24 protein-coding genes are annotated in these 25,616 nt (G+C 72.2%); 9 read left to right on the top strand and 15 right to left on the bottom strand.

Translation table 11 applies throughout. The annotated features are described in order from the left end of the window. The first annotated feature begins 50 nt into the window (after nucleotides 1-50). Nucleotides 51-821, top strand: a complete 771-nt coding sequence (locus ACGFW6_RS05170) for a GNAT family N-acetyltransferase (RefSeq protein WP_393504777.1) — start codon at nucleotides 51-53, stop codon at nucleotides 819-821. A 14-nt stretch (nucleotides 822-835) separates the two neighbouring features. After that, nucleotides 836-1,813, top strand: a complete 978-nt coding sequence (locus ACGFW6_RS05165) for a lysophospholipid acyltransferase family protein (RefSeq protein WP_393504775.1) — start codon at nucleotides 836-838, stop codon at nucleotides 1,811-1,813. Here the strand turns inward: ACGFW6_RS05165 and ACGFW6_RS05160 are convergent. Beyond that, nucleotides 1,803-4,136: an ABC transporter gene (locus ACGFW6_RS05160; protein WP_393504773.1), complete on the bottom strand. Its 2,334-nt coding sequence runs from the start codon at nucleotides 4,134-4,136 to the stop codon at nucleotides 1,803-1,805. The genes ACGFW6_RS05165 and ACGFW6_RS05160 overlap by 11 nt on opposite strands. 168 nt (nucleotides 4,137-4,304) lie before the next feature. On the opposite strand from ACGFW6_RS05160, the gene ACGFW6_RS05155 reads away from it, so the two are divergent. Beyond that, entirely contained in the window at nucleotides 4,305-5,621 is a 1,317-nt protein-coding gene (locus tag ACGFW6_RS05155; RefSeq protein ID WP_393504771.1) for a phytase, read from the top strand. Nucleotides 5,622-5,646: 25 nt separating this feature from the next. Here ACGFW6_RS05155 and ACGFW6_RS05150 read toward each other — a convergent pair whose 3' ends face one another. The 5 genes from ACGFW6_RS05150 to ACGFW6_RS05130 form a co-directional block, all read right to left on the bottom strand. Then, the gene (locus ACGFW6_RS05150) at nucleotides 5,647-6,645 is read right to left on the bottom strand and encodes an LLM class flavin-dependent oxidoreductase (protein ID WP_393504769.1); all 999 of its coding nucleotides are present in this window, start codon (nucleotides 6,643-6,645) and stop codon (nucleotides 5,647-5,649) included. An 85-nt stretch (nucleotides 6,646-6,730) separates the two neighbouring features. Then, nucleotides 6,731-6,901, bottom strand: coding sequence for a 50S ribosomal protein L32 (gene rpmF, locus ACGFW6_RS05145; protein WP_393504767.1), 171 nt, complete (start codon nucleotides 6,899-6,901; stop codon nucleotides 6,731-6,733). A 96-nt stretch (nucleotides 6,902-6,997) separates the two neighbouring features. Further along, the gene (locus ACGFW6_RS05140) at nucleotides 6,998-8,602 is read right to left on the bottom strand and encodes a cation acetate symporter (RefSeq protein WP_393505103.1); all 1,605 of its coding nucleotides are present in this window, start codon (nucleotides 8,600-8,602) and stop codon (nucleotides 6,998-7,000) included. Further along, a complete protein-coding gene (locus ACGFW6_RS05135; protein WP_393504765.1) occupies nucleotides 8,599-9,045 on the bottom strand; it encodes a DUF485 domain-containing protein in 447 nt (148 codons plus the stop codon). Before ACGFW6_RS05135 ends, ACGFW6_RS05140 begins: the two co-directional genes overlap by 4 nt. 279 nt (nucleotides 9,046-9,324) lie before the next feature. Further along, nucleotides 9,325-10,017, bottom strand: coding sequence for a class I SAM-dependent methyltransferase (locus ACGFW6_RS05130; RefSeq protein ID WP_393504763.1), 693 nt, complete (start codon nucleotides 10,015-10,017; stop codon nucleotides 9,325-9,327). 113 nt (nucleotides 10,018-10,130) lie between these two features. Here ACGFW6_RS05130 and pgm point away from each other — a divergent pair, with 113 nt between their 5' ends. Both pgm and ACGFW6_RS05120 read left to right on the top strand, forming a co-directional pair. After that, nucleotides 10,131-11,771 carry a phosphoglucomutase (alpha-D-glucose-1,6-bisphosphate-dependent) gene (pgm, locus tag ACGFW6_RS05125; protein ID WP_393504761.1) on the top strand — a complete coding sequence of 547 codons (1,641 nt, stop codon included), beginning with the start codon at nucleotides 10,131-10,133 and terminating at the stop codon, nucleotides 11,769-11,771. Nucleotides 11,772-11,951: 180 nt separating this feature from the next. Further along, nucleotides 11,952-12,443: a hypothetical protein gene (locus tag ACGFW6_RS05120; protein WP_393504759.1), complete on the top strand. Its 492-nt coding sequence runs from the start codon at nucleotides 11,952-11,954 to the stop codon at nucleotides 12,441-12,443. Nucleotides 12,444-12,474: 31 nt separating this feature from the next. On the opposite strand, the gene ACGFW6_RS05115 is transcribed toward ACGFW6_RS05120, so the two are convergent. The 5 genes from ACGFW6_RS05115 to egtA all read right to left on the bottom strand — a co-directional run bounded on the left by ACGFW6_RS05115 (nucleotide 12,475) and on the right by egtA (nucleotide 17,127). Continuing rightward, entirely contained in the window at nucleotides 12,475-12,690 is a 216-nt protein-coding gene (locus ACGFW6_RS05115; protein WP_380845274.1) for a dodecin, read from the bottom strand. A gap of 66 nt (nucleotides 12,691-12,756) precedes the next feature. Further along, nucleotides 12,757-13,719, bottom strand: a complete 963-nt coding sequence (egtD, locus tag ACGFW6_RS05110) for an L-histidine N(alpha)-methyltransferase (protein WP_393504757.1) — start codon at nucleotides 13,717-13,719, stop codon at nucleotides 12,757-12,759. Beyond that, on the bottom strand, nucleotides 13,716-14,507 hold the full coding sequence (gene egtC / locus ACGFW6_RS05105) for an ergothioneine biosynthesis protein EgtC (RefSeq protein WP_393504755.1): 792 nt from the start codon (nucleotides 14,505-14,507) through the stop codon (nucleotides 13,716-13,718). The genes egtD and egtC overlap by 4 nt, the downstream gene beginning before the upstream one ends. Then, the gene (gene egtB, locus ACGFW6_RS05100; RefSeq protein WP_393504753.1) at nucleotides 14,507-15,826 is read right to left on the bottom strand and encodes an ergothioneine biosynthesis protein EgtB; all 1,320 of its coding nucleotides are present in this window, start codon (nucleotides 15,824-15,826) and stop codon (nucleotides 14,507-14,509) included. Before egtB ends, egtC begins: the two co-directional genes overlap by 1 nt. Continuing rightward, nucleotides 15,823-17,127 carry an ergothioneine biosynthesis glutamate--cysteine ligase EgtA gene (gene egtA, locus ACGFW6_RS05095; RefSeq protein WP_393504751.1) on the bottom strand — a complete coding sequence of 435 codons (1,305 nt, stop codon included), beginning with the start codon at nucleotides 17,125-17,127 and terminating at the stop codon, nucleotides 15,823-15,825. The genes egtB and egtA overlap by 4 nt, the downstream gene beginning before the upstream one ends. Before the next feature lie 213 nt (nucleotides 17,128-17,340). Between egtA and ACGFW6_RS05090 the strand changes: the two genes are divergently transcribed. After that, complete coding sequence (locus tag ACGFW6_RS05090) at nucleotides 17,341-17,478, top strand: hypothetical protein (RefSeq protein WP_393504749.1); 138 nt, start codon at nucleotides 17,341-17,343, stop codon at nucleotides 17,476-17,478. Then, entirely contained in the window at nucleotides 17,475-18,287 is an 813-nt protein-coding gene (locus ACGFW6_RS05085; RefSeq protein WP_393504747.1) for a TIGR02452 family protein, read from the top strand. The genes ACGFW6_RS05090 and ACGFW6_RS05085 overlap by 4 nt, the downstream gene beginning before the upstream one ends. A 16-nt stretch (nucleotides 18,288-18,303) precedes the next feature. On the opposite strand, the gene ACGFW6_RS05080 is transcribed toward ACGFW6_RS05085, so the two are convergent. The 4 genes from ACGFW6_RS05080 to ACGFW6_RS05065 all read right to left on the bottom strand — a co-directional run bounded on the left by ACGFW6_RS05080 (nucleotide 18,304) and on the right by ACGFW6_RS05065 (nucleotide 22,120). After that, nucleotides 18,304-18,750, bottom strand: a complete 447-nt coding sequence (locus tag ACGFW6_RS05080; RefSeq protein ID WP_393504745.1) for a type II toxin-antitoxin system PemK/MazF family toxin — start codon at nucleotides 18,748-18,750, stop codon at nucleotides 18,304-18,306. A gap of 77 nt (nucleotides 18,751-18,827) precedes the next feature. Next, a complete protein-coding gene (locus ACGFW6_RS05075; protein WP_393504743.1) occupies nucleotides 18,828-20,303 on the bottom strand; it encodes a flotillin family protein in 1,476 nt (491 codons plus the stop codon). 134 nt (nucleotides 20,304-20,437) lie between these two features. Further along, entirely contained in the window at nucleotides 20,438-20,656 is a 219-nt protein-coding gene (locus tag ACGFW6_RS05070; protein WP_228049104.1) for a hypothetical protein, read from the bottom strand. A gap of 39 nt (nucleotides 20,657-20,695) precedes the next feature. After that, on the bottom strand, nucleotides 20,696-22,120 hold the full coding sequence (locus ACGFW6_RS05065; RefSeq protein WP_393504741.1) for an amidase: 1,425 nt from the start codon (nucleotides 22,118-22,120) through the stop codon (nucleotides 20,696-20,698). 246 nt (nucleotides 22,121-22,366) lie between these two features. Between ACGFW6_RS05065 and ACGFW6_RS05060 the strand changes: the two genes are divergently transcribed. Next, nucleotides 22,367-23,755, top strand: a complete 1,389-nt coding sequence (locus ACGFW6_RS05060; protein ID WP_393504739.1) for a glycoside hydrolase family 43 protein — start codon at nucleotides 22,367-22,369, stop codon at nucleotides 23,753-23,755. Between the two features lie 149 nt (nucleotides 23,756-23,904). Further along, entirely contained in the window at nucleotides 23,905-25,602 is a 1,698-nt protein-coding gene (locus tag ACGFW6_RS05055; protein WP_393504737.1) for a stealth family protein, read from the top strand. The last annotated feature ends 14 nt before the right edge of the window (nucleotides 25,603-25,616 follow it).

Below are 25,616 nucleotides of genomic sequence, written 5' to 3'. Positions count from 1 at the left end.
TCGCACCTGCCCGCCGCTCGCCGTCCCCGGCCCGTGACCAGGAGTAAGCCATGACCGGCGTACTGACCGTCGACCGTCCCCCGCAGCCCACGGCACCCACCCGTTACACCGTGGGGCTCGCCCGCAACGAGGAGGACGTGCGCGCCGCCCAGCGGCTGCGGCACGACGTCTTCGCCGGCGAGATGGGAGCCCTGCTGACCACCCCGCAGCCGGGCCACGACATCGATGCCTTCGACGCGTACTGCGACCACCTGCTCGTCCGTGAGGAGGTGTCCGGACAGGTCGTCGGCACCTACCGGCTGCTCCCGCCGGAGCGGGCCGCGGTCGCGGGCCGACTCTACTCCGAGGGCGAGTTCGACCTCACCCGGATCGACTCCCTTCGTCCGAATCTGGTCGAGGTGGGCCGCTCCTGCGTCCACCCCGACCACCGCGACGGCGCCGTGATCAGCCTCATCTGGGCCGGCATCGCCCGCTACATGGTCGACCGCGGCCACGAGTGGCTCGCCGGCTGCTGCTCGATCCCGCTCGCGGACGGCGGCACCCTCGCCGCCGCGACCTGGGACCGCGTGCAGGCCAAGCACCTGGCCCCGGAGGAGTACCGGGTACGGCCGCTGCGGCCCTGGGAGCCGACCGCCCCGGCCCCCGCCACGCGCGTCGAACTCCCCGCCCTCCTGCGCGGCTACATCCGCCTGGGCGCCTGGGTGTGCGGCGAGGCCGCCCACGACCCGGAGTTCGGCGTCGCCGACCTGTACGTGCTGCTGTCGATGCGCCGGGTCAACTCGCGCTATCTGCGGCACTTCCTCTCGCTCGCCCCGGCGTGAGCGACGTGGCGGCCATGAGCACCTCCTCCCTCGGTGCCGTGGGTGTCCCCACGGCCGTCGCCCCCTCGGCCGGCACACCGGCCGAGGGCCGCACGAGGCACGCGGCCGACGCCGGAACCCTGTGGCGGCCCAGTGCTCCCTGCACCCCGCGGACCTGCATCGAGGGCACCGGTCCGGCCAGGGCCGTGCCGCTGGCCGCCCTGCGGATCGTGGCGGTCCTGTTCCTGCTGGCCCTCGGGTGCGCGGCCATCCCCCTCGGCGGGCGGATCCCCGCCGGACTGATCCGCCGCTGGAGCCGGTGGGTCGTACGGGCCGCGGGGGTCCGGGTACGGATCACCGGCCCCGCGGCGCCCGGGGGCGGGCTGCTGCTGGTCGCCAACCACGTCTCCTGGCTGGACATCCCGCTGCTCGCCGCCGTGCGCCCGGCCCGGATGCTCGCGAAGTCGGAGATCCGTGACTGGCCGGTCGCGGGATGGCTGACCGCGCGCAGCGGCGCGCTGTTCATCGACCGCGACCGGATCCGCGCGCTGCCGGAGACGGTGGCCCGGATCGCCGGGGCCCTGCGGGCCGGCGAGGCGGTGACCGTCTTCCCCGAGGGCAGCACCTGGTGCGGCCGGGCCCAGGGCAGCTTCCGACGCGCCGCCTTCCAGGCCGCCCTCGACGCGGGGGCCCCCGTGCAGCCGGTGCGGCTGAGCTACCGCGTGACGGACGGCGCCGCCGGCACGTCCGCCGCCTTCGTCGGCGACGACTCGCTGCTGGCGTCGGTGTGGCGGGTGACCAGGGCACGCGCACTGGTCGCCGAGGCGGAGGTGCGGGAGCCGATCGTGCCGGGCGGCCGATGCGACCGCCGCTCGCTGGCCGAGGCGGCCGAGGCGTCCGCGCTGCCGCGGGAGCGTCCGGTCCGGGTTCCCCGGCAGCAGCGCGCCGTGCCCGTCACCGCGGCGGATCAGCCGGTGTCGCCGACCCCGTCGTGCGAGCCCCTCACGGCATGACCCGGGTGAGATAGGGAGCGGTCGCGCTCCCCGTCTCCTGTGCCACCCGAGCGGGCGGACCCGCCGCCACGATGTGTCCGCCCGCGTCACCGCCGCCCGGCCCCAGGTCGATCACCCAGTCCGCGCCCGCGACGACGGACATGTCGTGCTCGACGACCACGACCGTGTTCCCGGCGTCGACCAGCCCGTGCAGCTGACGCATCAGCACCTCGACGTCGGCCGGGTGCAGTCCGGTCGTCGGCTCGTCCAGCAGGTAGAGCGTGTGGCCGCGCCGGCCACGCTGCAACTCGCTCGCCAGCTTGATGCGCTGTGCCTCGCCGCCGGACAGCTCGGTGGCGGGCTGGCCCAGCCGGAGGTAGCCGAGACCCACGTCGAGGAGGGTGGCCAGGCTGCGCGCCACCGTCGCGGTGTCCGCGAAGAACTCCGCCGCGCTCTCCACCGTCAGGTCCAGCACCTGCGCGATGTTTTGTCCCCGGTAGGTCACTCGCAGCGTCTCGGGGTTGTAGCGGGCTCCGTTGCAGTCCGGGCAGGGCGCGTACGTGCTCGGCAGGAACAGCAGCTCGACGCTGACGAACCCCTCGCCCTGACAGGTCTCGCAGCGGCCTCCCGCGACGTTGAACGAGAAGCGCCCGACGCCGTACCCACGCGCCCGCGCCTCGTCGGTGGCCGCGAACACCTTGCGCACGACGTCGAAGAGGCCGGTGTACGTGGCGAGATTGGAGCGCGGGGTACGGCCGATGGGCCTCTGGTCGACCGAGACCAGGCGCCCCACCCCCACCAGGTCCTCGGTGATCTCGCCGATCAGCGTCGACTTGCCGGAGCCGGAGACGCCCGTCACGGCCGTGAACACGCCGAGCGGGAACTCGGCGGTCACTCCGCGCAGGTTGTGCCGGGTCACCGGCCCGACCTTCAACCGGCCGTGCGGGGAGCGCACTTGGCGTGCGGCGGCGGGGGAGTCGTCGAACAGGAAACGTGCCGTCGCCGACTCCGCGACCGACGCCAGCTCGGCCACCGGACCGCTGTGCAGCACCCGCCCGCCGTGTTCACCGGCACGTGGCCCCACGTCGACCAGCCAGTCGGCGCCCCGCATGACGTCGAGGTGGTGCTCGACGACGAACACCGTGTTCCCGGCGGCCTTCAGCCGTGCCAGCACCCGCAGCAGAGCCTCCGTGTCCGCCGGGTGCAGCCCGGCGGACGGCTCGTCCAGGACGTACACGACTCCGAAGAGCCCGGACCGGAGCTGGGTGGCGAGCCGCAGGCGCTGGAGCTCACCGGCCGAGAGGGTGGGTGTCGCCCGGTCCAGGCTGAGGTAGCCGAGACCGAGCTCGACGACGGGCCCGATACGGGACTTGAGGTCCTCGGTGAGGACACGGGCCGTCTCCGAGGCGCCGCCCTCCAGCGAGCCCGCCAGCTCGGTCAGCGGCAGCGCCGCCAGCTCGGCGATCGTGCGGCCCGCGAAGGTCACCGCCAGCGCCTCGGGCCGCAGCCTGCTGCCGCCGCACGCCGGGCAGGGCGCGGCCGCCAGGAACCGCTCCGCCTTCGCCCGCAGGGTCGTGCTCCTGGAGTCGGAGAACGTCTTCATCACATAGCGGCGGGCACTCATGTACGTGCCCTGGTACGGCCGTTGGATACGGTCCGCGTCGCGCACCGGGTGCACGGTGACGACCGGCTGCTCGTCGGTGAACAGGATCCACTCCCGCTCGCCGGCGGGCAGCTCGCGCCAGGGCCGGTCGACGTCGTACCCGAGCGCGTCGAGGATGTCGCGCAGGTTCTTGCCCTGCCAGGCGCCCGGCCAGGCGGCGATCGCGCCCTCGCGGATCGACAGCGCGGGATCGGGGACCAGCAACTCCTCCGTCGTGCGGTGCACCTGGCCCAGCCCGTGGCACTGCGGGCACGCCCCGGCGGCCGTGTTCGGCGAGAACGAGTCCGAGTCGAGCCGCTCCGCGCCCGGCGGGTACCGACCGGCCCGGGAGTACAGCATCCGCAGGGAGTTGGAGAGGTTGGTGACCGTGCCGACGGAGGAGCGCGACATCGGTGCCGAGCGGCGCTGCTGCAGCGAGACCGCGGGCGGCAGCCCGGTGATCTCGCCGACCTTCGGCGCGCCGACCTGGTGGATCAGCCGGCGGGCGTACGGCGCGACCGACTCGAAGTAGCGGCGCTGGGCCTCGGCGTAGATCGTGCCGAAGGCGAGCGACGACTTCCCGGACCCGGACACCCCCGTGAACACGGCCAGCACATCCCGCGGAATGTCGACGTCCACGCTCTTGAGGTTGTGCTCACGGGCGCCACGGACACGGACGTTCGGATCGTGCGGGGAGTGCATGGGCGGACGCTCCGGAGGGTGGGCGGTCGGAGTGCGGGCAAACCCCGCGATTGTATGCGAACCAGGCGCGCCGCCCGCATGAGCCACCTGTTGTTCACGACGGCGTCGGCTCTCCCACACCGGTCGCCCATAGCGTCTCGCCAGTCTCTCTTCCTACCGAGGAGTATCGTGAGCGCTTCCGCTCTGAGCACTCTCACCGCCGCGCTGCTGATGGTCACGGGCGCCTCCGCCCCGCAGCCGGTCTCCGTCTCCGCGCGCGCGGAGACCCCCGCCGTGTACGACGACGAGGCGGGCGGCAACGCCGACGCCGACGACCCGGCCGTCTGGGTCGACCCCCGCGACCCGGGCCGCAGCCTCGTCATCGGCACCCTGAAGGAGGCCGGCCTCGACGTCTACGACCTGGCCGGCCGGCGTCTGCAGCACATAGCCGCCCCCGCCGCGCCGGGCGAGGACGCCGCGCCGGGCCGCTTCAACAACGTCGACGTCGTGTACGGCTTCGAACTGGGCGGCAAGAAGACCGACTTGGCCCTGGTCAGCGACCGCGGCCGGGACCGCGTGCGGGCCTACGCCATCGACCCGGCGGCCGTGGCCGCGGGCCGGCCCCCGCTGAGGGACGTCACGGCGGCGAACGCCGCGCCGGTCTTCTCCGCGGGCGAGAGCGAGGTGGACGACCAGCGCACGGCCTACGGCCTGGCGGCCTTCAGCGACGACGACAACGCCTACGCCGTCGTCTCGCGCCGCTCGGAGACCCGTGTCCGGCTGCTGCGGCTGGAGGACCGGGGCGGCCGCGTCGGCTACAGGACCGAGGACACCCTCGACCTGCCCGGCTCCTTCACCCTGCCGAACGGCAGCAGCTGGACGCCGTGCGCCGACCCCGGCGATCACGCGCAGGTCGAGGGCATGGTCGTCGACCAGGAGAAGCACGTCCTGTACGCCGCCCAGGAGGACGTCGGGCTGTGGCGGGTCCGGCTCGACGACGAGGAGTTCGAGCGGCCCGAGCTGATCGACCGGGTGCGTGAGTACGGCACGCCGTGGACCTACGACGCCGAGGAGGAGGAGTGCGTCATCGACACCGCCCACGACCCCGGCTTCGGCGGTGACCACCTCAGCGCCGACGCCGAGGGCGCCGCGATCTACCACGCCGCCGACGGCAAGGGGTACCTGCTCGCCTCCAGCCAGGGCGACAACACCTTCGCCGTGTACGAGCGTCAGGGCCGCGGCGCCTACCTCGGCTCCTTCGCCGTCACCGACAGTGCCGCCACCGACGGCGTGCAGCACTCCGACGGCGCGACCGTCGTCAACGTCCCGCTGGGCCGGTCCTTCCCCAAGGGCCTGCTGGTCACCCACGACGGTGAGGCGGCGCCCGCGGACGGCGACCGGGAGGGCACCAACTTCAAGTTCACGCCCTGGGAGTCGGTGGCCCGCGCGTTCCCGAAGCCGCTGACGATCGACACCAGGTCCTTCGACCCGCGCGACACGGACTGACGCGCCGTCCGGCGGCCCGCCCGGATCACCCCGCGGCGATCCGGGCGAGCCGCCGGTAGGAGTCCACCAGCGCCGCGCGGTCGTAGGTACTCGTCGTGACCAGCACCTCCTGCGCCCCGGTCTCCTTCAGCACCGTCTCCAGCTCGTGCGCGACCTGGTCCTCCGTACCGGCGATGTGGCCCGTCAGGCCGCCCTCGTAGAAGCCGCGCTCCTTGTCCGTCAGGGGGAGTCCCTCGACGCGCTCGGCCGGTGGCAGCGGCGGGAAGGTGCCACGGGTGCGCGAGTGGGCCATCGACCAGGCCTCCGGCACGAGCAGCCGGCGGGCCTCCTCGGGGCTCCCGGCCACCGCGATCGTGCCGGAGATCACGACGTACGGCTCGCTCGCCCACGGGGAGGGCCGGAAGTGCTCTCGGTAGTGGTCGATGCCGCGCCGCATCTTCTCCCGGTTCCGCAGGTCACCGATCACCATCGGCAGCCCGGCGCGGGCCGCGATGTCCGCGCCCTCGCCCATCGCCAGCACGAACGGCGGCACGGCCAGCCCTTCGGCGGGCCGCGCGTGCACCCCGGTCGGCGAGGTGCCCTCGAACCAGCCGAGCAGCTCCTGGATCTGCGCCGCGAAGTCCTCCGCGTCCCCCTTGTCCCGGCCCAGCGCCCTGCGCACGCCGTCGGTGAAACCCACGGACCGCCCGATCCCCATGTCGATCCGGCCGGGGAACAGGGACTCCAGTACCCCGAACTGCTCGGCCACGACCAGAGGCCGGTGGTTGGGCAGCATCACCCCGCCGGTGCCGACCCGGATGGAGTGCGTGGCACCGGCCACGGCGGCCGCCAGCACGGTCGGCGCCGAACCGGCGACCCCGGGCACGCCGTGGTGCTCCGAGACCCAGAACCGGTGGTAGCCGAGCGCCTCGGCCTCCCGCGCCAGCCCGACGGTGTCGCGCAGCGCCTCCGCGTTCGTATGGCCCTCCCGGGTGCGGGAGCGGTCGAGAACGGAGAAGCGGGTCGCGGCGATCACGGAGCTCATACAGGGTTCAACACCACGGAGCCCGCAGGATTCCTCAGCGGTTCTCAGGGTGCGACGGTGTGATTCGCCGGAACGGGTCGCCCGGTCAGCCCTCGGGGCGCAGCAGGCCCCGTTCGTACGCCTTCACCAGGTGCTGCGGCACGAGGTGGCGCACGCCGTCGATCGTCACGGGGACGAGCGACGGCGTGGTCGCCTTCCACTGGGCGCGGCGGTGGCGGGTGTTGCTGCGGGACATCTTCCGCTTGGGAACAGCCATGAGGGTCCTCCTCGGTGAACGAACACCGAGGAAGCTACATGAAAATGGATCCCATTAACAATTGGTGGACGGTGTGGTCCGGCGTCGCTGCGGGGCTCACTCCTTGGTGCCCACGAGCATCCGCACTTCGAACTCCTCGTAGGCGGTGTCGTCCTCCGGTCGCCGCCGGTCGCTCAGTACGGTGCCGAGCCAGCCGAGGAGGAAGCCCGCCGGGATCGAGACGATGCCCGGGTTCTGGAGCGGGAACCAGGCGAAGTCGGAGTCCGGGTAGAACGAGTCCGGGGTGGAGGAGACCACCGGCGAGAACAGCACCAGCAGGACCGAGCAGAGCAGGCCGCCCCAGAGGCCGAGCAGCGCTCCCTCGCCCGTGAAGCGGCGCCAGAAGAGGGTGTAGACGATCGTCGGCAGGATCGCGGACGCCGCGATGGCGAAGGCGAGGAACGCGAGCGTGGCGGTGTTGGCGCCCCAGGAGACGAGCGCGAGCAGCATCGCCAGGACGCCGATGACGACCGCGGACAGTCGGGCCACCATCAGCTCCTCGGTCTCGCTCGCGCGGCCCCCGCGGATCACCTCGCCGTACAGGTCGTGGGCGAGCGAGGAGGCCGCGGCCAGGGTGAGGCCGGCCGCGACGGCGAGCAGGGTGACGAAGGCGAGGCAGGACAGCAGGGCCGTGAGGATCCCGCCGCCGAGGGCGTTGGCGAGGAGCAGGACGGCCGCGTCGCCCTTGTGGTCGGTCTCGGCGATGGTCTCCCGGCCGACGACCGCGGTGGCGCCGAGTCCGAGGACGCCGGCCGCGAGGCAGACCAGACCCACCAGGCCCACCGCCCATACGAGGGAGGAGCGCAGCACGTCGACCTTGCGCGGCGCCAGCAGACGCATCAGGACGTGGGGCAGTGCGGCGAGCCCCAGCACGATCGCCAGTTCCAGGCTGAGGAAGTCGAGCTTGCTGGCGGTGCTGGCGCCGTAGCGCAACCCCGGTTCGAGGAACCGGGCGCCGGCCCCGCTGTGGTCGGCGGCGGCCGTCAGCAGGGCGCCCGGGTTCCAGTCGTAGCGGTGCAGCACCATGACGGCGGTGAGCGTCACGCCGGCCAGCAGCATGACGGCCTTGATGATCTGGATGACCGTGGCGCCGGGCATACCGCCGATGGCCGCGTACACGATCACCACGGTGCCGATCACGATCACGCACAGGGTGCGGGTGGCGGGGCTGGGCTCCCCCGTGAACTGGGTCAGCAGGGCGATGCTGCCGACGAGCTGGGCGACCAGGTAGAGGGTCGTGATGACCAGCGTGCACACCGCGAGGGCGAGCCGCGCGGGCCGTTGCAGCCGGGTCAGGCGCAGTGCCAGGGTGTCGCCGAGCGTGAACCTGCCCGCGCGGCGCAGGGGTTCGGCGATCAGCAGCAGCACCGTCATCCAGGCGACCACGGTGCCGCCCAGGTACAGCAGGCCGTCGTAGCCGGTCAGGGCGACCAGCCCGGTGCTGCCGAGCAGCGTCGCGGCCGACACGTAGTCGCCGCACATCGCGAGGCCGTTGCGCAGCGGGGACATGGTGCGGTTGCCGAGGTAGAACTCGCTGATCTCGTCGCGCTGCGGGGCCGTCAGCAGCGCCATGAACAGCGTGACCACGACCACCGACAGGAACAGCACGAAGGTCAGTTGCAGGCTGAACCGGTCGACGATGCCCTGGGACAGGGTGGTCACCACGTGCGGTACCCCCTGGAGCCGGGACGGGCGGTCCGCCCGGCCCCGCCGTGCCGGGAGGGTGCGCGCAGCCGGGCCGTCTCGTGCTGGTGCAGACGCGAGCCGAGGCCGCGGGCGATCGGGTCGACCCGGGTGCGCATGTGGCGCAGGTACCACCAGGCCGTCAGGCCCATCACGGCGAACTGGCCCAGACCGATGGCCAGGCCGAGGGTCAGGTCACCGGTCAGACGCCGGTTCATCAGGCCGGGAACGGAGTGCGACACCAACACGTAGAGCAGGAATCCGCCGGCCGACAGGAGCGTCGCGCGGACACCGAACCTGCGTTGCGTGCGGCGCAGGGTACGGAATTCTGGATCTTTGGATATGCGTGAGGCGGGCGCCGGTTCGATAGTGGGCGAACCGTATGTGAGGGAATTGTCGTGCCATGGTGAAAACTCGGGCACAGGCGCACCTTCTTCGCTGCGTCATGCCGAACGCACTGGTGGGTGCGGGCTGGTGGGGGACGCTTGACGGGGGAGGGGGAGCGGTGACGGGTGGGGCGGCGAAAAGCCGGAAGCCGGAGTATGTCAGCGGCCTCATTCAACAATCAACCGTCGTGGTGAATTACCGGTCCCCGGTGGCGCATTAACGCCGGTCCCGAAATGTTTCGCTGTCTTCCGATGCCTGCGCAAAAGAGCTGTCCGGTGCGGCATCCGGCAATTGGTCCGTACCGTGGGTTTCGCTTACACGTGGGCGTCGGAGTGCGGGTGCACGTCCCGGCGGCAGTACAGGAACACGTGCGGCTCGGGGCCCGCGCCCGGATGGGCCGGGGTGAACGTGGTGCTCCGGTGGGCCAGTACCGTCAGGCCCGTCGTCCGCAGCAGGGCGGTGAGGTCGTCCTCGGGGAAGCTCGTCGCGAGGGCTCGGTGGCCCATGAAGGAGACCTCGACGTTCTCCACGTCGGCGGGCACCGTGGCCAGTACCAGGTGGCCGCCCGGCTTCAGGGCCCGGCTAAGTCGCCCGATCAGGGCCGACTGCTCGGCGCGGGTCATCTGGAGCAGGGAGAAGAACACACAGACGCCGTCGAACGACTCCGCGTCGAGGGGGAGCTCGCGGATGTCGGCGCGGCGGAACTCGGCCCCGGGGACCTGGCGGGCGGCGAGTTCGGTCATGACGGGGGAGACGTCGACACCCAGCACCGAGTGCCCGGCCCCGACGAGCGCGGCCGCGGTGGGCCGTCCGGTGCCGCTGCCCACGTCCAGCGTCCGCGCGGCCGGCGGCAGCCGCTCGAGCAGCCACTCCAGCGCGGCCAGGTGCGCGGGGGCATGGGCGAACGCCTTCTCGTAGTCCGGGCCCAGTGCGTCGAACAGCACGGCCGCGGGCGGCCGTTGGTCCTCGTGCCCCACGTCGGTGTCCCTTCGCTCGCCGACCGGCATCCTCGCATCCGTACGACGCGTGCCACAACGGGCGCCCGGTGCGCGCCCGGACGGTCGGGGCAGGGGAGAATGAGGGCCGTACCCAACGGTCGACCTTGCGGAGGAGCCCGGACATGCAGGACGAGCGAGCGGGGCAGGTCGCCCGGCCCGAGGACCTCATCGACGTGGCCCGTCTGGTCACGGCGTACTACGCGCTGCACCCCGACCCGGCCGAGCCAGGGCAGCGCGTGGCGTTCGGCACCTCGGGGCACCGCGGATCAGCCCTCGCCACGGCGTTCAACGAGGACCACATCGCCGCCACCAGCCAGGCCATCTGCGAGTACCGCACCGCCCAGGGCACCGACGGCCCCCTCTTCCTCGGCGCCGACACCCACGCCCTGTCCGAACCGGCCCGGGTCACGGCACTGGAGGTCTTCGCCGCCAACGACGTGACCGTCCTCATCGACCAGGCCGACGGCTACACGCCCACCCCGGCCGTCTCCCACGCCATCCTCACCGCCAACCGCGGCCGCACCACCGGCCTCGCCGACGGCGTGGTGGTCACCCCCTCGCACAACCCGCCCGCCGACGGCGGGTTCAAGTACAACCCGCCCAGCGGCGGCCCCGCCGGCTCCGCGGCGACCTCCTGGATCCAGGACCGCGCCAACGAGATCATCACCGGCGGCATGAAGGACGTACGGCGCATCCCCTGGACCCGGGCCCTGGCCGCCCCCGGCACCGGCCGCCACGACTTCCTCGGGCAGTACGTGGCAGACCTGCCGAACGTGCTGGACCTGGAGGCGATCCGGTCCGCCGGCGTACGCATCGGCGCCGACCCGCTCGGCGGCGCCTCGGTCGCGTACTGGGGCCGCATCGCCGAACAGCACCGGCTCGACCTCACCGTCGTGAACCCGCTCACCGACCCCACCTGGCGCTTCATGACGCTGGACTGGGACGGCAAGATCCGCATGGACTGCTCCTCGCCGTACGCCATGGCCTCGCTCATCGAACAGCGTGACCGGTTCGACATCGCCACCGGCAACGACGCCGACGCCGACCGGCACGGCATCGTCACCCCGGACGCGGGCCTGATGAACCCCAACCACTACCTGGCCGTGGCGATTTCCTACCTCTTCTCGCACCGGGAGCGGTGGCCCGCGGGCGCCGGGATCGGCAAGACCCTGGTGTCGTCCAGCATGATCGACCGGGTCGCGGCGGACGTCGGCCGCACGCTCGTCGAAGTCCCCGTCGGCTTCAAGTGGTTCGTGGACGGCCTCTCCGACGGCACTCTCGGCTTCGGCGGCGAGGAGTCGGCCGGCGCGTCCTTCCTGCGCCGCGACGGCTCGGTGTGGACCACCGACAAGGACGGCATCATCCTGGCGCTGCTCGCCTCCGAGATCACGGCGGTCACCGGCAGGACCCCGTCGCAGCACTACGCCGCGCTCACCGACCGCTTCGGCGCCCCCGCCTACGCCCGCGTCGACGCGCCGGCCTCCCGCGAGGAGAAGGCGCTGCTCGCCAAGCTGTCCCCGCGCCAGGTCACCGCCGACACCCTCGCCGGAGAACCCGTCACCAAGGTCCTCACCGAGGCCCCCGGCAACGGCGCCGCCCTCGGCGGCATCAAGGTCGCCACCGACAACGCCTGGTTCGCGGCCCGCCCTTCGGGCACCGAGGACGTCTACAAGATCTACGCGGAGTCCTTCCTCGGCCCGGACCACCTGAGCCGGGTCCAGGAGGGGGCCAGGTCGGTCGTACTGACCGCGCTGGGCGGCTGAGGTACGGCACGCGAGGAGAGCGAGAGCGACGGGGGCGCCGCCCACGCCGCCGCGGTCCCCGACCCTTGTCAGGGACCGCCCGCGCTTCGGCTCGCCACATGTGCGGCGCGAGGACCGAGGGGGCTGCCCCGGGAGTCGACCCGACGGGGCCGGTCGGGGCCGTCTCGTAGGGTGAGCGGTGTGACCGACAGCAACAAGCCCCCGCTCGCCGTGTTCGACCTGGACAACACCCTCGCCGACACCGCGCACCGGCAGCGGTTCCTGGAGCGCAAGCCGCGCGACTGGGACGCCTTCTTCGCGGCCGCCCCGCAGGACCCGCCCCTCGAGGAGGGGGTCGCCATGGCGCGGGAGAGCGCCGGGGAGTGCGAGGTCGTCTACCTGACGGGACGCCCCGAGCGCTGCCGGCGCGACACGCTCGACTGGCTCGCGGCGCACGGGCTGCCGGAGGGGCGGCTGTACATGCGGCGCAACGACGACCGCAGGCCCGCCCGGCGCACCAAGCTCACGGTCCTGCGCGACCTCGCCCGCACCCGTGAGATCCGGGTGCTGGTGGACGACGACGAGCTCGTGTGCGAGGACGCCGAACGGGCCGGGTTCACCGTCGTACGGGCCCGCTGGACCGCCCCCTCCGCAGCGCTGAAGGCGGCGCAGGAGCGGGAGGGGCGGACCTGAGGACCTGGGTCCGGGGGCGGTACCCGGCGTGCTACCCGGCTTCGTCCAGACGGAAGCCGACCTTCATGGTCACCTGCCAGTGCGCGATCTGCCCCTCTTCGAGCTGGCCGCGCACCTCGGTCACCTCGAACCAGTCCAGATTGCGCAGGGTCTGCGAGGCTCGCTCGATACCGTTGCGGATGGCCTGGTCCACGCCCTCCGGCGAGGTGCCGACGATATCGGTGACCCGGTAGGTGTGGTTCGACATGTGGGTGCTCCTCTCACACGCGTCACTCCACGGTGCCCCAAGGCGGGGCAACGCGCGAGCCGTCGGTCACCGTGCCACGCTCAGTGACAGCGCGAACCGGCCCTGACCGTCCGTCCACCAGTGCGCCAGCTCCAGTCCGGCCGCCGACAACTCCGCACGGACACCGTCCCTGCGGAACTTCGCCGACACCTCGGTGCGCATCTCCTCACCGGCGGCGAAGTGCACGGCGAGGTCCAGCGCCGGCACCTTCACGGTCTGCGCCGTACGGGAGCGCAGCCGCATCTCGATCCACTCGTGGTCCGCGTCCCAGACGGCCACGTGCTCGAAGGCGCCGGGATCGAAGTCGGCGCCCAACTCGCGGTCGATCACCGTCAGGACGTTCTTGTTGAACGCGGCCGTCACCCCGGCGGCGTCGTCGTACGCCGCGACGAGGACGCGTTCGTCCTTGACCAGGTCCGTGCCGAGCAGCAGCGCGTCACCGGGGGAGAGCAGGGCCCGCACGGCGGCGAGGAACGCGGCGCGCTCGGCCGGCAGCAGATTGCCGATCGTGCCGCCGAGGAACGCCACCAGCCGGGGCCCCGGTGTGTCCGGCAGGACCAGCCCGGCGGTGAAGTCCGCGATCAGGGCATGCACGTCCAGCCCCGGCCGCTCCTCCACCAGCGCCTGTCCCGCCTGGGTGAGCGCGCTCTCGCTGACGTCCACGGGCACGTACGTGTGCAGCCCGCTCAGCGCGTCGAGGAGGAACCGCGTCTTCTCGGACGAGCCGGAGCCCAGCTCGACCAGGGTGCGGGCGCCGGTGGCCGCGGCGATCTCGCCGGCCCGGTCGACGAGGATCTCGCGCTCGGCCCGCGTGGGGTAGTACTCGGGCAACTCGGTGATCTTCTCGAAGAGTTCGCTGCCCTGCGCGTCGTAGAACCACTTCGGAGGCAAGGTCTTGGGCGTACTCGTCAGGCCCTTGAGGACGTCGGCGCGCAGTGCGGCGTCGGTGGCGTCCTCGGGCAGGGTGCGGGTGAGAAGGAACGGACTCACGTGCTGGGCTCCTTCGGTGGTGCCGGTACCAGGGTGTCGCTCGGGTCCTTGAGCGGGGTGAGCAGCACATCGGTGCCGCTCGCGGCGAGGAGGGTCCGGTCGGGGACCTCCTGCCAGTGCGGATCGTCGTCGTAGGGCTCGGAGGCCACGACGGTGCCGCCGCCCGGCCGGGTCAGATACCAGAGGGTGTCGCCCCAGGCCGTCGCGGCGATGCTCTCGCCGTTGGTGAGCAGCAGGTTGAGCCGGGAGCCGGGGGCCGCCTCGGCGACCTCCACGACCGTGTCGGCCAGCGCCTGGCCCTCCTCGTCGCCGCCGCGCAGCCGCGCGAGCACCAGCGCCCACACGAACGCGGAGTCGTTGCGGGCCTCCAGCGACAGCAGATCCACCGCGGGAAGGCCGGCCACGAGCGGTGCCAGCGAGCCGGGCCAGCCCTTCACCGCGCCGTTGTGGCTGAACAGCCAGGGGCCCGTGGCGAACGGGGCCGCCGCGGCCTCCTGGTCGGCGCCCGGCACCGTCGCGTCCCGCACGGCGGCGAGCAGCGCGGTGCTCCGCACCACCCGCGCGATGTCGGCGAAGGACGGATCGGCCCAGATGGGCCCGGCCCGGCGGTAGCGGGCCGGCGCCGGGTCCCCCTCGGCGTACCAACCGACCCCGAAACCATCGGCGTTGACGGTTCCGTACCGCTGCCGCCGTGGTGCCCACGACTGGTGGAACAGACCGTGCGGGGGCGCCACGAGGAGCCGGCCGAGCGGCTCCTCGGGCCCCAGATAGGCCAGATGACGGCACATCAGACGTCCCCCGCGGAACGGGCCGTGCGGAATCCGGAGAAGATCTGGCGCCGGATCGGATAGTCCCAGTTGCGGAAGGTGCCCCGGCAGGCGACGGCGTCCACCGCGAACGCGCCGCCGCGCAGCACCTTGTACTCGGGCCCGAAGAACACCTCCGAGTACTCCTTGTACGGGAACGCCTGGAACCCCGGGTACGGCAGGAAGTCGCTCGCCGTCCACTCCCACACGTCACCGATCAACTGGCGTATCCCGAGCGGCGATTCGCCCTCCGGGTAGCTCCCGGCCGGAGCCGGCCGCAGATGGCGCTGGCCGAGGTTGGCGTGCTCCGGCGCGGGATCGGCGTCGCCCCACGGGTAGCGCCTGGAGCGGCCGGAGGCCGGGTCGTGCCGGGCCGCCTTCTCCCACTCGGCCTCGGTCGGCAGCCGGCGGCCGGCCCAGCGGGCGTAGGCGTCGGCCTCGTACCAGCACACGTGCAGCACCGGCTCGTCGGGCGGGACGACCTCGGTGACGCCGAAGCGGCGCCGGAGCCACTGCTTGCCGTCCCGGTGCCAGTACAGCGGCGCGTGGATCGAGTGCTGCCGGATGTGCGCCCAGCCCTCCGGCGTCCACCAGCGCTCGGTGTCGTAGCCGCCGTCCGCGATGAACGCCTGGAACGCGGCGTTCGTCACCGGTGTGGTGTCCATGTAGAACGCCGGCACCTCCCGCCGGTGCGCCGGGCGTTCGTTGTCCAGCGCCCACGGTTCGGTGGACGTGCCCATGGTGAACGGGCCGCCGGGTACCAGGACTTCGGACGGACCCGTGAACAGGGGCACCGGGTCCGGGTCCGGGGCGGTCAGAGCCTGCGGGCCCTTGCGCAGCTGATGGGTGATCAGCATCGTCTCGTCGTGCTGCTGCTCGTGCTGCGCGATCATCCCGAAGGCGAAGCCCGCCTCGGTCAGCCGTGTCCCGTGGAACGCGGTGCTCTCCAGGATGTCCAGCACCCGGCCGCGCACCTCGGAGGCGTAGTGCCGGGCCTCGGCCGGCGGCAGCAGCGGCAGCGAGGGACGTTCGGAGCGCGGGTGCTCGAAGGCGTCGTAGAGGCCGTCGATCTCGGGCCGCATCGCCTCGCGCCCCCCGACCGCCCTCAGGAGCCACATCTCCTCCTGGTTGCCGATGTGGGCGAGGTCCCACACCAGCGGCGACATCAGCGGTGAGTGCTGGGCGGTCAGGTCGGGCTCCTCCACGCAGGAGGTGAGCAGCGTCGTGCGGGCACGTGCGGTGGTCAGAGTGGTCAGCGCCCGCTCGCGGAGAGTGTCGGCGTCGAAAGCGGGGTCGGTCATGTGCGGATGTCCTTCCCGAGCAGAGTGCGGTCCGTGCCGTAGAGCTCGTCCAGCAGGTCGTCGGCGGGGCAGCGGCCCCGTGCGACATAACGGTCCCGGTACGCGGCCACCGCGTCCGTGACCTCGGTCGTGGCGCCCAGCCGGGGCAGGGCCTCCAGCGCCGCCGCGAAACAGGCGACCGCCACTTCCCGCAACTCGGGGTCGGCGAGGCCCGAACGGGCCGCGTCGAGCCACAGCGGGTTGTGCGGCGCGGGCCGCGACACGGCGCGTTCGGCCAGCGGCTTCACGGCCCGGTAGGCGGTCTCGGCGGCCTCCGGATCGTCGAAGAGCGCGGTCGTCACGGCGAGCGGCACGATCCAGCCGTCCTCGCCGGGCTGCGCGTCGATCATGCGCAGCTCCAGATGACCGCGCGGTCTGACCGGCGGGAACAGCGTGGTGAGGTGGTAGTCCAGATCCTCCTGCGTGGGCGGTCTGGGCGCCCCCGATCTGGTCCACTCCCGGAACGACAGGCCCTCGGGCACGTCCCACGGGCCACCGTCCTGCCGTACGCACATCACCGGCGCGTCCACGACGTGCCGCGCCCAGGCGGCCCGGGGGTCGCCGTCCAGCGGGGGAGCCCCCGCACGGTCGGGGCCTATCTCCATCCACAGCAGCTGCCGGGTGGAGAGCCAGCCGGTGGGCTCGTGCCCGGCCAGCGGCGAGTTCGCGAAGGCCGCGACCAGGACCGCGCCGAGCTGGTGCGCCAGCCACCAGCGCCGGCCGTGCCCGAGCGGGCCGGGCTCCTCGTAGCCGGCGTCCAGGCACACCTGTACCGAGGCCGAGGTGCACATCATGGCCCGGCCGGCGGGGCCGGCGCGGTCGAGGCAGGTCTCCATGGCGTCGTAGCGCGGCTGGCGCAGGAAGCGCCGCGGCGTGTGCCAGGGGTCGTTGCCGATGCCGACCAGACCCAGATCGTGCTCGCGCAGTACGGCGCGGGCGGTGTCGAGGTCGGCGGAGACGGTACCGATGCACTCCATCAGCGAGGCGGCGGGCGGCGAGCTCAGTTCCAGCTGGCCGCCGGGTTCGACGGTGAGCGCCGACCTCAGGGGCACGGTCCGCAGGGCGGCGTAGGCCGCTTCGAGTCGTTCGGGTGGGACGGGGAGCTGCGGGCTGCGCAGCTCGTGGACGAGCCATTCCACTTCGACCCCGAGGGTGCGGGGCGGGCCGGTCTTGAAGCAGATGCCCCGGACCAGGGCCTCCACCTCTGCTTCGGTGACTGCGGTGCGGGGTCGCTCCGTACAGTCACTTACCGAATCGGACATATCGGGATCCTCCTGAAGAGTCCAGAGTGCCACCGGCCCGGATCTTCGGGCCGGGTCGGCACACTCGACCCACCCAAGACCCTCGCGTCGATTCGCACAAGGGTGCGTACCGGCACGTTCCGGGGCGGTAATATCCGCTCTCCGGGCGTTAGCAGGGGCTTTCCCGGTCGTTCTCTCGTTCGGCTTCGGGACCCGGGAATTCTGTTGCACCGCATGACCAGCATCGCTCAGGATGCCGGAGTGAGCACGGCGGGGGAGATCGCACACGGCCGCAACGGCCGCAACGGCTGCAACGGCCGGAAGACGGGGACGGCGCACGGCGTCAGGACATGCCCGGCGGTGACGCCGTGAGCGCGCGCCTGCGCGGCATCGCGCAACAGACGGAGCAGATCGTGGCGGCGGGAATCTACCGCGCCCCGGACGGCCGGGACGTCTCCCTCGCGGCGGCGATCGAGGCGGCCAGGTCCGGCACGCGGATGTACGGACCGGAGCCGGTGGAGGTGCCGCGGATCCCCGAGGGCGAGACGTTCTTCGAGGTCACCGGGGAGAGCAGCCTGGAGGCCGCCCGCCGGCTCGGGGGCGATCCGGCCGTACTGAACTTCGCCTCGGCCCGCAACCCGGGCGGCGGATATCTCAACGGCGCCCAGGCCCAGGAAGAGGCCCTGTGCCGCGCATCGGCGCTGTACGCCTGCCTGGTCGGGGTCCGGGCGTTCTACGACCATCACCGCGCCCACCGCGACCCGTTCTACACGGACCGTGTCATCCACTCACCCGGCGTGCCGGTGTTCCGGGACGACCGCGGCCGGCTGCTGGACGAGCCGTACACCGCGGGCTTCCTCACGGCCGCCGCCCCGAACGCCGGCGTCGTACGGCGCACGGCTCCCGGGCGCGCCCCCGAGCTGCCCCGCGCACTCGCGATCCGCGCCGAACGGGTGCTGGAGACCGCTGTCGCGCACGGGTACCGGCGACTGGTGCTGGGTGCCTGGGGCTGCGGGGTGTTCCGGAACGACCCCGCGCAGGTGGCGGGGGCGTTCCGCGCGCTGCTCGGGCCCGGCGGACGGTTCGCCGGGGCCTTCGAGCACGTGGTGTTCGGGATCCTGGACCGCACGCCGGACAGCGCGGCCCGAGCGGCGTTCGCACGGGCCTTCCCCGAGGGGTGAGCCGTGCCGGCGGCCCTCAGGTCCAGCCGTAGCGCTCGTGCAGCCGCTTCCTGACCAGGTTGAACCGCCCCCGGTCCAGCGCGCACGCCTCACGGCGCATGCCCTGCTCGTGCAGTCGCAGGATGCGGTCCACGTCCACCCACGAGTCGCGGCCCGACCGGTCCCAGGGCCCGCTGCCGATCGCCACCCACTCGCGGTCCCCGTCGTGCCGTTTGCTGGAGAGCTGCACGGCGAGGACGGTCCCGCCGGCCTCCCGCGCGACGACGAGGACGGGGCGGTCCTTGCCCCGGCCGTCGTTCTCCTCGTAGGGCACCCAGGTCCAGACGATCTCCCCGGGGTCGGGGTCGCCGTCGTGCGCGGGGGAGTACTCGGTGCGCACCTTGCCGACCGCGCGCGGGTCGGCCTCGGTCGTGGCGGTGGGGCCGAAGCGGCCCGGGACGTTCTCGTCGGTGTACGTGCTCACGGGGGCACCTTAGGGGCTGCCCCCGTGAGTGGTGCGTGAAGGGTTACTTCCCGTCCACCGTCACTTCTTGTCCACCGTCACTTCTCGTCCACCGGGACCTTCTGGTTCGGTGTGAGCCCGTTGAGCGGCGCGGCCTCTCTCGGCGCCTGTCCGTTCTGCTGCATCGAGGCGAGCAGCTGACGAGCCAGACCCAGCCCCGTACCGCCCATGGTGAGCGCCTTGGCGAACATGTCCGCCATGCCGTCGGCGCCGTTGAGCAGCACCATGTTGTCGACGTTGCCGAACGCGGACGCGCCCGCCCGGACGATCTCCGGCCAGTTCTCGGCCAGTTGCTGGGCGACGACGGCCTCCTGGTTCTCGGCGAGCGCGGCGGCACGGGCCTTGATGGCCTCCGCCTCCGCGAGCCCCTTGGCCTTGGTCGCCTCGGCGTGGGCGAGCCCCCTGGCCTGCGCCGCGGCGGCCTCGGCCTCGCCGGTGGCGCGGGTCGCGGACGCCGTGGCCGCACCGCGCGTCTTGGTCGCCTCGGCCTCGGCGCCCGCGGCCGTCTTGACCCGGGTCGCCTCCGCGGCGGCCGCCAGCTCCGTCTCCTTCGCCTTGGCTTGCGCCGCCGAGATCCGCGCGTCGCGCTCGGCCTCGGCCAGCGTCCGCTTCTCGTAGGCACTGGCGTCGGCGGGCTTGCGGACATCGGCCTGCAGTTGCTGTTCGCGCCGGTGCGCCTCCAGCTCCGCCACCCGTGTCTCCTGGACGACGACCTCCTGCCGGGCGGCCGCGTCGGCGAGCGGCCCCGCCTGCCGGGCCTTGGCGCCCGCCTTGTCGCGCTCGGCCTGATAGCCGGCCTGCAGGATCTCGCTGTCCCGGGTCGCCTCCGCCATCCGCGCGTAACTCTGCTGCTCCGCCTCGGTGGCCAGCCGGTTCGCCTCGGCCTGCGCGATACGCGCGTCGCGCTGCACCGCCGCCGCGTGCGGGGCGGCCAGGTTCTGGATGTAGCCCGTCGGGTCCTCGATCTCATGGATCTGGAGCGAGTCGACGATGAGCCCCAGCTTCTCCATCTCCGTGCCGCACGCGGCACGCGTCTGCCCGGTGAGCTTGTCCCGGTCGCGGATCATGTCCTCGACCGTCAACCCGCCGACGATGGAGCGCAGATGACCCGCGAAGACGTTGTGCACCCGCTCCGACATCAGCTTCTGCTGGTCCAGGAACCGGCGGGCCGCGTTGGCGATCGACACGAAGTCGTCGCCCACCTTGAAGATGACCACGCCCCGCACCTTCAGCGGAATGCCCTGGTGGGTCACGCAGTCCACGTGCAGTTCGGTCTCGTTCAGGTCGAGCGACAGCTTGCGCACCGCCTGCACCCCGGGGAGCACGAGGGTGCCGCGCCCGGTGACGATCCGGAAGCCCATCCCCTCCTCCAGGCCCTCCGTGCGGTGCTTGGAGCCCGAGATGACCAGAGCCTCGTTGGGTTCGGCGACCCGCCACATCATCTTGAACAGACCGATCAGAACGAGAACGGCGGCAACCGCCACCCCCGCCACGACGCCGACAACCATCGGCATACGCCCCCTTTGCATGGTGCCCTTTCGGCACCGAACGAATGGGAGTGTGCGCCTGCGCGGAGCGGAGGTACAGACGTTGACGGATCCTTGTCGCAACCTTGACACACAGGTCTCTCACCTGCGGGAGAGCGAGCTCAACTGTCGTACGCCGCTTGGACGTAGACCGTGCGCGGCGGCTGGTACTCCACCACCATCACCACCGTGCCGCGCTCGATCCGGTCGGTTCCGGTGGCCGGATAGGCGAGGAAGTGCTCGGCGCCGCCGCGCACGCGCACGATCACCTCGCCGACGAGCCCCGGTCCGACCGTCCCCGTGACCCGCCCCATGAGCCCGACCATCGACGCGTCGTCCATGGTCACAGCGTAGGGCCTGGGCCGAGGAGTTGGTCCGGCTCAGGCGACCGCGCTCGGTGCCGTCTCGTCCTGCTGCGGCGGCCACAGCTCGTGCCACCGCAGCTCCGCCTCCAGTTGCGCGGCCAGCGAGATCAGCAGCGGCTCGCTGTTCGCGGGGCCGAGCAACTGGCCGCCGACGGGCAGTTCGCCCACGAATCCGGCGGGGACGTTCACGCCGGGCCAGCCCAGCACGTTCCACGGCCAGGCGTAGGGGCAGGCGGCGATCATCGCGCGGTCGGTGGCGAAACCGCCGAGGCCGAGCATCGCGCCGATCCGGGGCGGGGGCGCGGCCGTCGTGGGCGCGAGGACGACGTCGTACGACTCGTAGAACCTGCCGATACGGCGGTGCAGTGCCGCCTCCGCGCGCCGGGCCGCCCGCAGCGGGGCCCCGCCGAGGAGCCGGCCCAGGCGGGCGGCGCTCCTGGTGCGCGGGTCGAGCAGCGCGGGGGAGGGCACCTCGTCGGCCCACTCGGCGATCCCGGCCGTCGCGCGCGGGAGGAATGTCAGCCCGATCTGGCCGTAGGGCGGGTCGGCCTGCTCGACGTGATGCCCCAACGCGCTCAGTTTCTCGCCGAGTTCGACGATCCGGGCGCGCACCCGGGCGTCCAGCCGGGCGGGCAGGGCGGTGAACGGCGGCTTCAGCGCGAGCGCGATGCGCAGTCTGCCCGGGTCACGGCCGACCGCCGCGGAGGCGTCGATCGACGGCGGGCGGTGCGGGTCGAGTTCGTGGTTGCCGGCGGCGGCGTCCAGCAGCAGGGCCGCGTCGGCCACCGTGCGGGCCAGGGTGCCGTTGACGGTGATGCCCTTGAAGGACTCACCGCGCGGCCAGGTGGAGACACGGCCGCGCTGCGGCTTGATGCCGATCAGATGGGTCCACGACGCCGGGATCCGTACCGAACCGGCGCCGTCCGAGCCGAGCGCGGCGGGCACGAGCCCGGCGGCGACGGCCGCGGCCGAACCGCCGGACGAGCCGCCCGGCGTGTGCTCACGGTGCCACGGATTACGGGTCGCGCCGAACGCGGGCCCTTCGGTGAACGGCCATTGCCCCAGCTCACAGGTGTTGGTCTTGCCGACGATCACCGCGCCGGCCGCGCGTAGCCGCCGTACCGCCTCGGCGTCCTGCGCGGCGGGCGGGAACTGGCCCGAACAGCCGAACGCGGTGGGTTCGCCCGCGACATCCGTGTCGTCCTTCACCGCGATCGGCACCCCGAGAAGCGGTCGCCGCTCACCGGCCGCCAGCTCCCGGTCGGCGGCGTCCGCCTCGGCGAGCGCGGCCTCGGCCCGCACCACCCGGAAGGCGTTGAGGGAGCCCTGGGACGCCTCGATCCGCGCGAGCGCCTCCTCGACCAGGGTCCGCGACGTCACCTCCCCGTCGGCCAGCGCACGGGCGGACTCGACGAGGCCTGCGGGACGATCGGGCGTCATACGGGCACCTCCGGGACGACGTTGTCTACCGAACGGTAACCTCCGGTGGCGCGACGGCGGAACGTTTTCGCCCGGTGCGGCTCCCAGGTTCACCACAGGTTTCCGCCGGCCCCCTCCTCCTCGTGCGCGAACCATTGACGCGCCGGAACCCCACCCCTACCTTCTGATCGAATTTCCGAACCACGTTCGAGATGACGAACGCTCGCCGGGTCGGAGTCGTCCCTTGAGCCGTAGGGAGAGCCGCACGTGACCAGACGTCCGCACACCCCGTCCCGCCGCACCCTGCTCCGCGCGATGGCCGCCCTGCCCGCCTCGGCGCTGCTCCTGGGCGAGGCCCCCGGTCTGCTCGGCACCGCGTCGGCGGCCGCGCCGCCGAGCGGCTCGGCCACCCGGTACACGATCGTGCCGTTCCTGAACAGCGACGACGGGACGGTGAACGTCTATCAGTCGGACGACGCCCATGACTTCCGCCTCGCCCGTGCCTCCGCCTACACGCCGCCGAGCAACCGCATCCGCGACGCGAGCATCTTCAAGCACTCCAACGGCTTCTACTACCTCACCTACACGACCCACACCTGGCAGGACACCAGCACGACCATCGGCTTCGCGCGCGGCACCGACCGGGTCAACTGGACGTTCCTGTACGACTACACGGTCCCGATCGCCGGCCTCTCCCGCGCCTGGGCGCCGGAGTGGTTCGTCGACAGCGACGGCAGCGTGAACGTCATCGTGTCCTGCTCCACCGGCGACGACGAGTGGATCTTCACGCCGTACCTGCTGAGGGCCACCAACTCCACCCTGACGGCTTGGAGTTCGCCCGTCGCCCTGTCCGGCATCGGCGAGAACCACATCGACACCTTCCTCGTCAGGACCGGCTCCACCTACCACGCGTTCACGAAGAACGAGACCACGAAGTACATCGAGTACGCGACGGCCCCCTCGCTCACCGGCCCCTACACGATCTCCAGGACCGGCGACTGGGCCGGCTGGGGCAGCTACCGCGAGGGCCCCGCCCTCGTCCAGCTGGACAACGGCGGCTGGCGGATCTTCTTCGACGGCTACGGCGACGGCACGTACTACCACAGCGACAGCTACGACTCCTTCGCCACCTGGTCCGCCCCGGCCGCCCTGCCCGCCGTCTCCGGAACGGCCCGCCACTTCACGGTCGTCAAGGAGACCGTCTCCGGTGGCCCGGCCCTGGCGAGGAACGTCACCCGCTCCTTCCGGTCGGCCAACTACGGCACCCGCTACTGGCAGACGCAGTCCTCCCTGCTCAACCTCCCGGTGGTCAGCGCCTCCAGCACCACCGCCGAGAAGCAGGCGTCCACGTTCACCGTCGTGCCCGGGCTCGCCGACGCGAACGGCTACTCCTTCCGCGACTCGTCGGGCAAGTACCTGCGCCACTGGGACTTCCGCGCCCGGTTCGACACCACCGACGGGACGTCGACGTTCGCCGAGGACGCCACGTTCATCGCCCGCACGGGCACCGCGAGCGGCTCGATCCGCTGGGAGTCCTACAACTACCCCGGCCACTACCTGCGGCACTACGACTACCAACTGCGGGTGGACCGGGCGGACGGCACGGATCTGTTCCGGCAGGACAGTTCGTTCGTACCGGTGACGGCCTGGGCCTGACGGCTCACTATCACACGCAGATGTGGGGCTGTTGTGCGGACAGCCCTTCATTCGTTAATTCTCGGAGAACTCTTCTACAACCTTCCGTCCCGTGCGTCTGTCTGGCTAACGCAGGGATGTTCAAGGGTCGATGAAGAGGAGCTCAGAACGTGACCGTGCGTTCCTTTGCCCGGCGGATGCGACCGCGAGTGGAGCGGAAAGCCGCCGAACAGGTCTGGCAACTGCGCACCATGCGGCGACGCCGCAGGGCGGCGGTCGACGACCTGGCGCTCCGCCCGGTGGCGGTGCGCGGCCAGCGGCTCTACGGGCGGGTGGTGACCCGGTTCAGCGCCGCTGAGGCCGCCGCCGCCAACCTCGGCCTGGTCACCGCCGCCCTGGAGCAGGCGGGCATCGGGTACTTCCTCGTACCGGCCTCGCGTACGCGCCACACGGTCGGCGTGAACTCCGTGGACCGGGAGCGCTTCCTCACCGTCCTCGAGGAACAGAACGCGGGCAGGGCGGTGTTCATCGGCAGACCACTGCCCGGCGGCAAGCTCAGGAACCCCGCGCTGTTCCTGGACGGTGTACTGCCGGCCCCGCTGCGCAGGGCCGCCGTCCTGCGGATCGGGGAGAACCACCTCGGACCCTCCGGGCAGTTGCTCGCCGGACCCGAGCTGGCCTGCGACGTGGAGTTCTGGGACGACGGGGCACAGCTCCTCGCCTCCGACGACGGGCCCCGCCGACTGGCCAAGGTGCAGCCGCAGGCGTCCGAGGACATCTTCGCGGAGTCCCTCGTCGCGCCGCGGAACAACGGCATCACGGACGTGCTGCCGGCGTCCGAGCAGCAGCCGGCCGTGGTGCGGGTGGGGACACGGGAACTGCCGAGCTTCGCGCCGCTCACGCTGCCCACCGTGCACGACGTGACCTTCCCCGTCGACGTCGTCTACACCTGGGTGGACGGCGAGGAGCCGCAGATGCGGGTCAAGCGGGCCCGGTACCAGGAGCACGGCATGGCCGAGATCCTGGACAAGGAGACCAACGCCTCGCGCTACACCAGCCATGACGAGCTGAAGTACTCGCTGCGCTCCCTCGCGATGTACGCGGACTTCGTCCGGCACATCTACCTCGTGACCGACGGCCAGAAGCCGCACTGGCTCGACGACCGGGCCCCGGGCCTCACGGTCGTCGACCACCGCGACATCTTCCCCGAGGGCGTCCTGCCGGTGTTCAACTCGCACGCGATCGAGACCCGGCTGCACCACATCCCCGGCCTGTCGGAGCACTACCTGTACTTCAACGACGACGTGTTCGTCGGACGCCGGGTCACCGCGGAGCACTTCTTCCACGGCAGCGGTCTGATGAGGATCCCCGTCTCCCCGCTCAAGATGGGCGTCGGCAAGCCGCACGCCGAGGAGACCGCCACCAACTCCGCGAACAAGAACGTCCGGCGGCTGCTGCTGGAGAAGTTCGGGCGGATGACCACGAACAACTTCATGCACACCCCGCTGCCGCAGCAGCGCGAGATGCTTCGGGCGCTGGAAGAGCTCTTCCCGCAGGACGTCGGCCGCACCACGGCGTCCCGCTTCCGCTCCCCGCAGGACGTCGCCATGACGGCTCCGCTGCTGTACCAGTACGCGCTGATGACCGGCCGCGGAGTACCGGGGAAGTACAGCTTCCGGTACGTGAACATCAGCCGCCCGGACGCCGAAGGACGCCTGGCAGATCTGCGCCGCACCCGGCGTTTCGACTTCTTCTGCCTCAACGACGTCGATGTGCCGCCCGAGGAGCGCGAGCGGGTCGGTCTTCGGATGAACGCGTTCCTCGAGGACTACTTTCCCTTCCCGAGCCCCTTCGAGAAGCAGAACTGACGGGGGCCGGGGGA

Origin of the sequence: Streptomyces sp. Y7 (assembly GCF_043195415.1) — a bacterium.
Classification (GTDB): Bacteria; Actinomycetota; Actinomycetes; order Streptomycetales; family Streptomycetaceae; genus Streptomyces.
The sequence above is the reverse complement of the archived record's forward strand: the minus strand, read 5'-3'. Positions and strand labels throughout refer to the sequence as shown.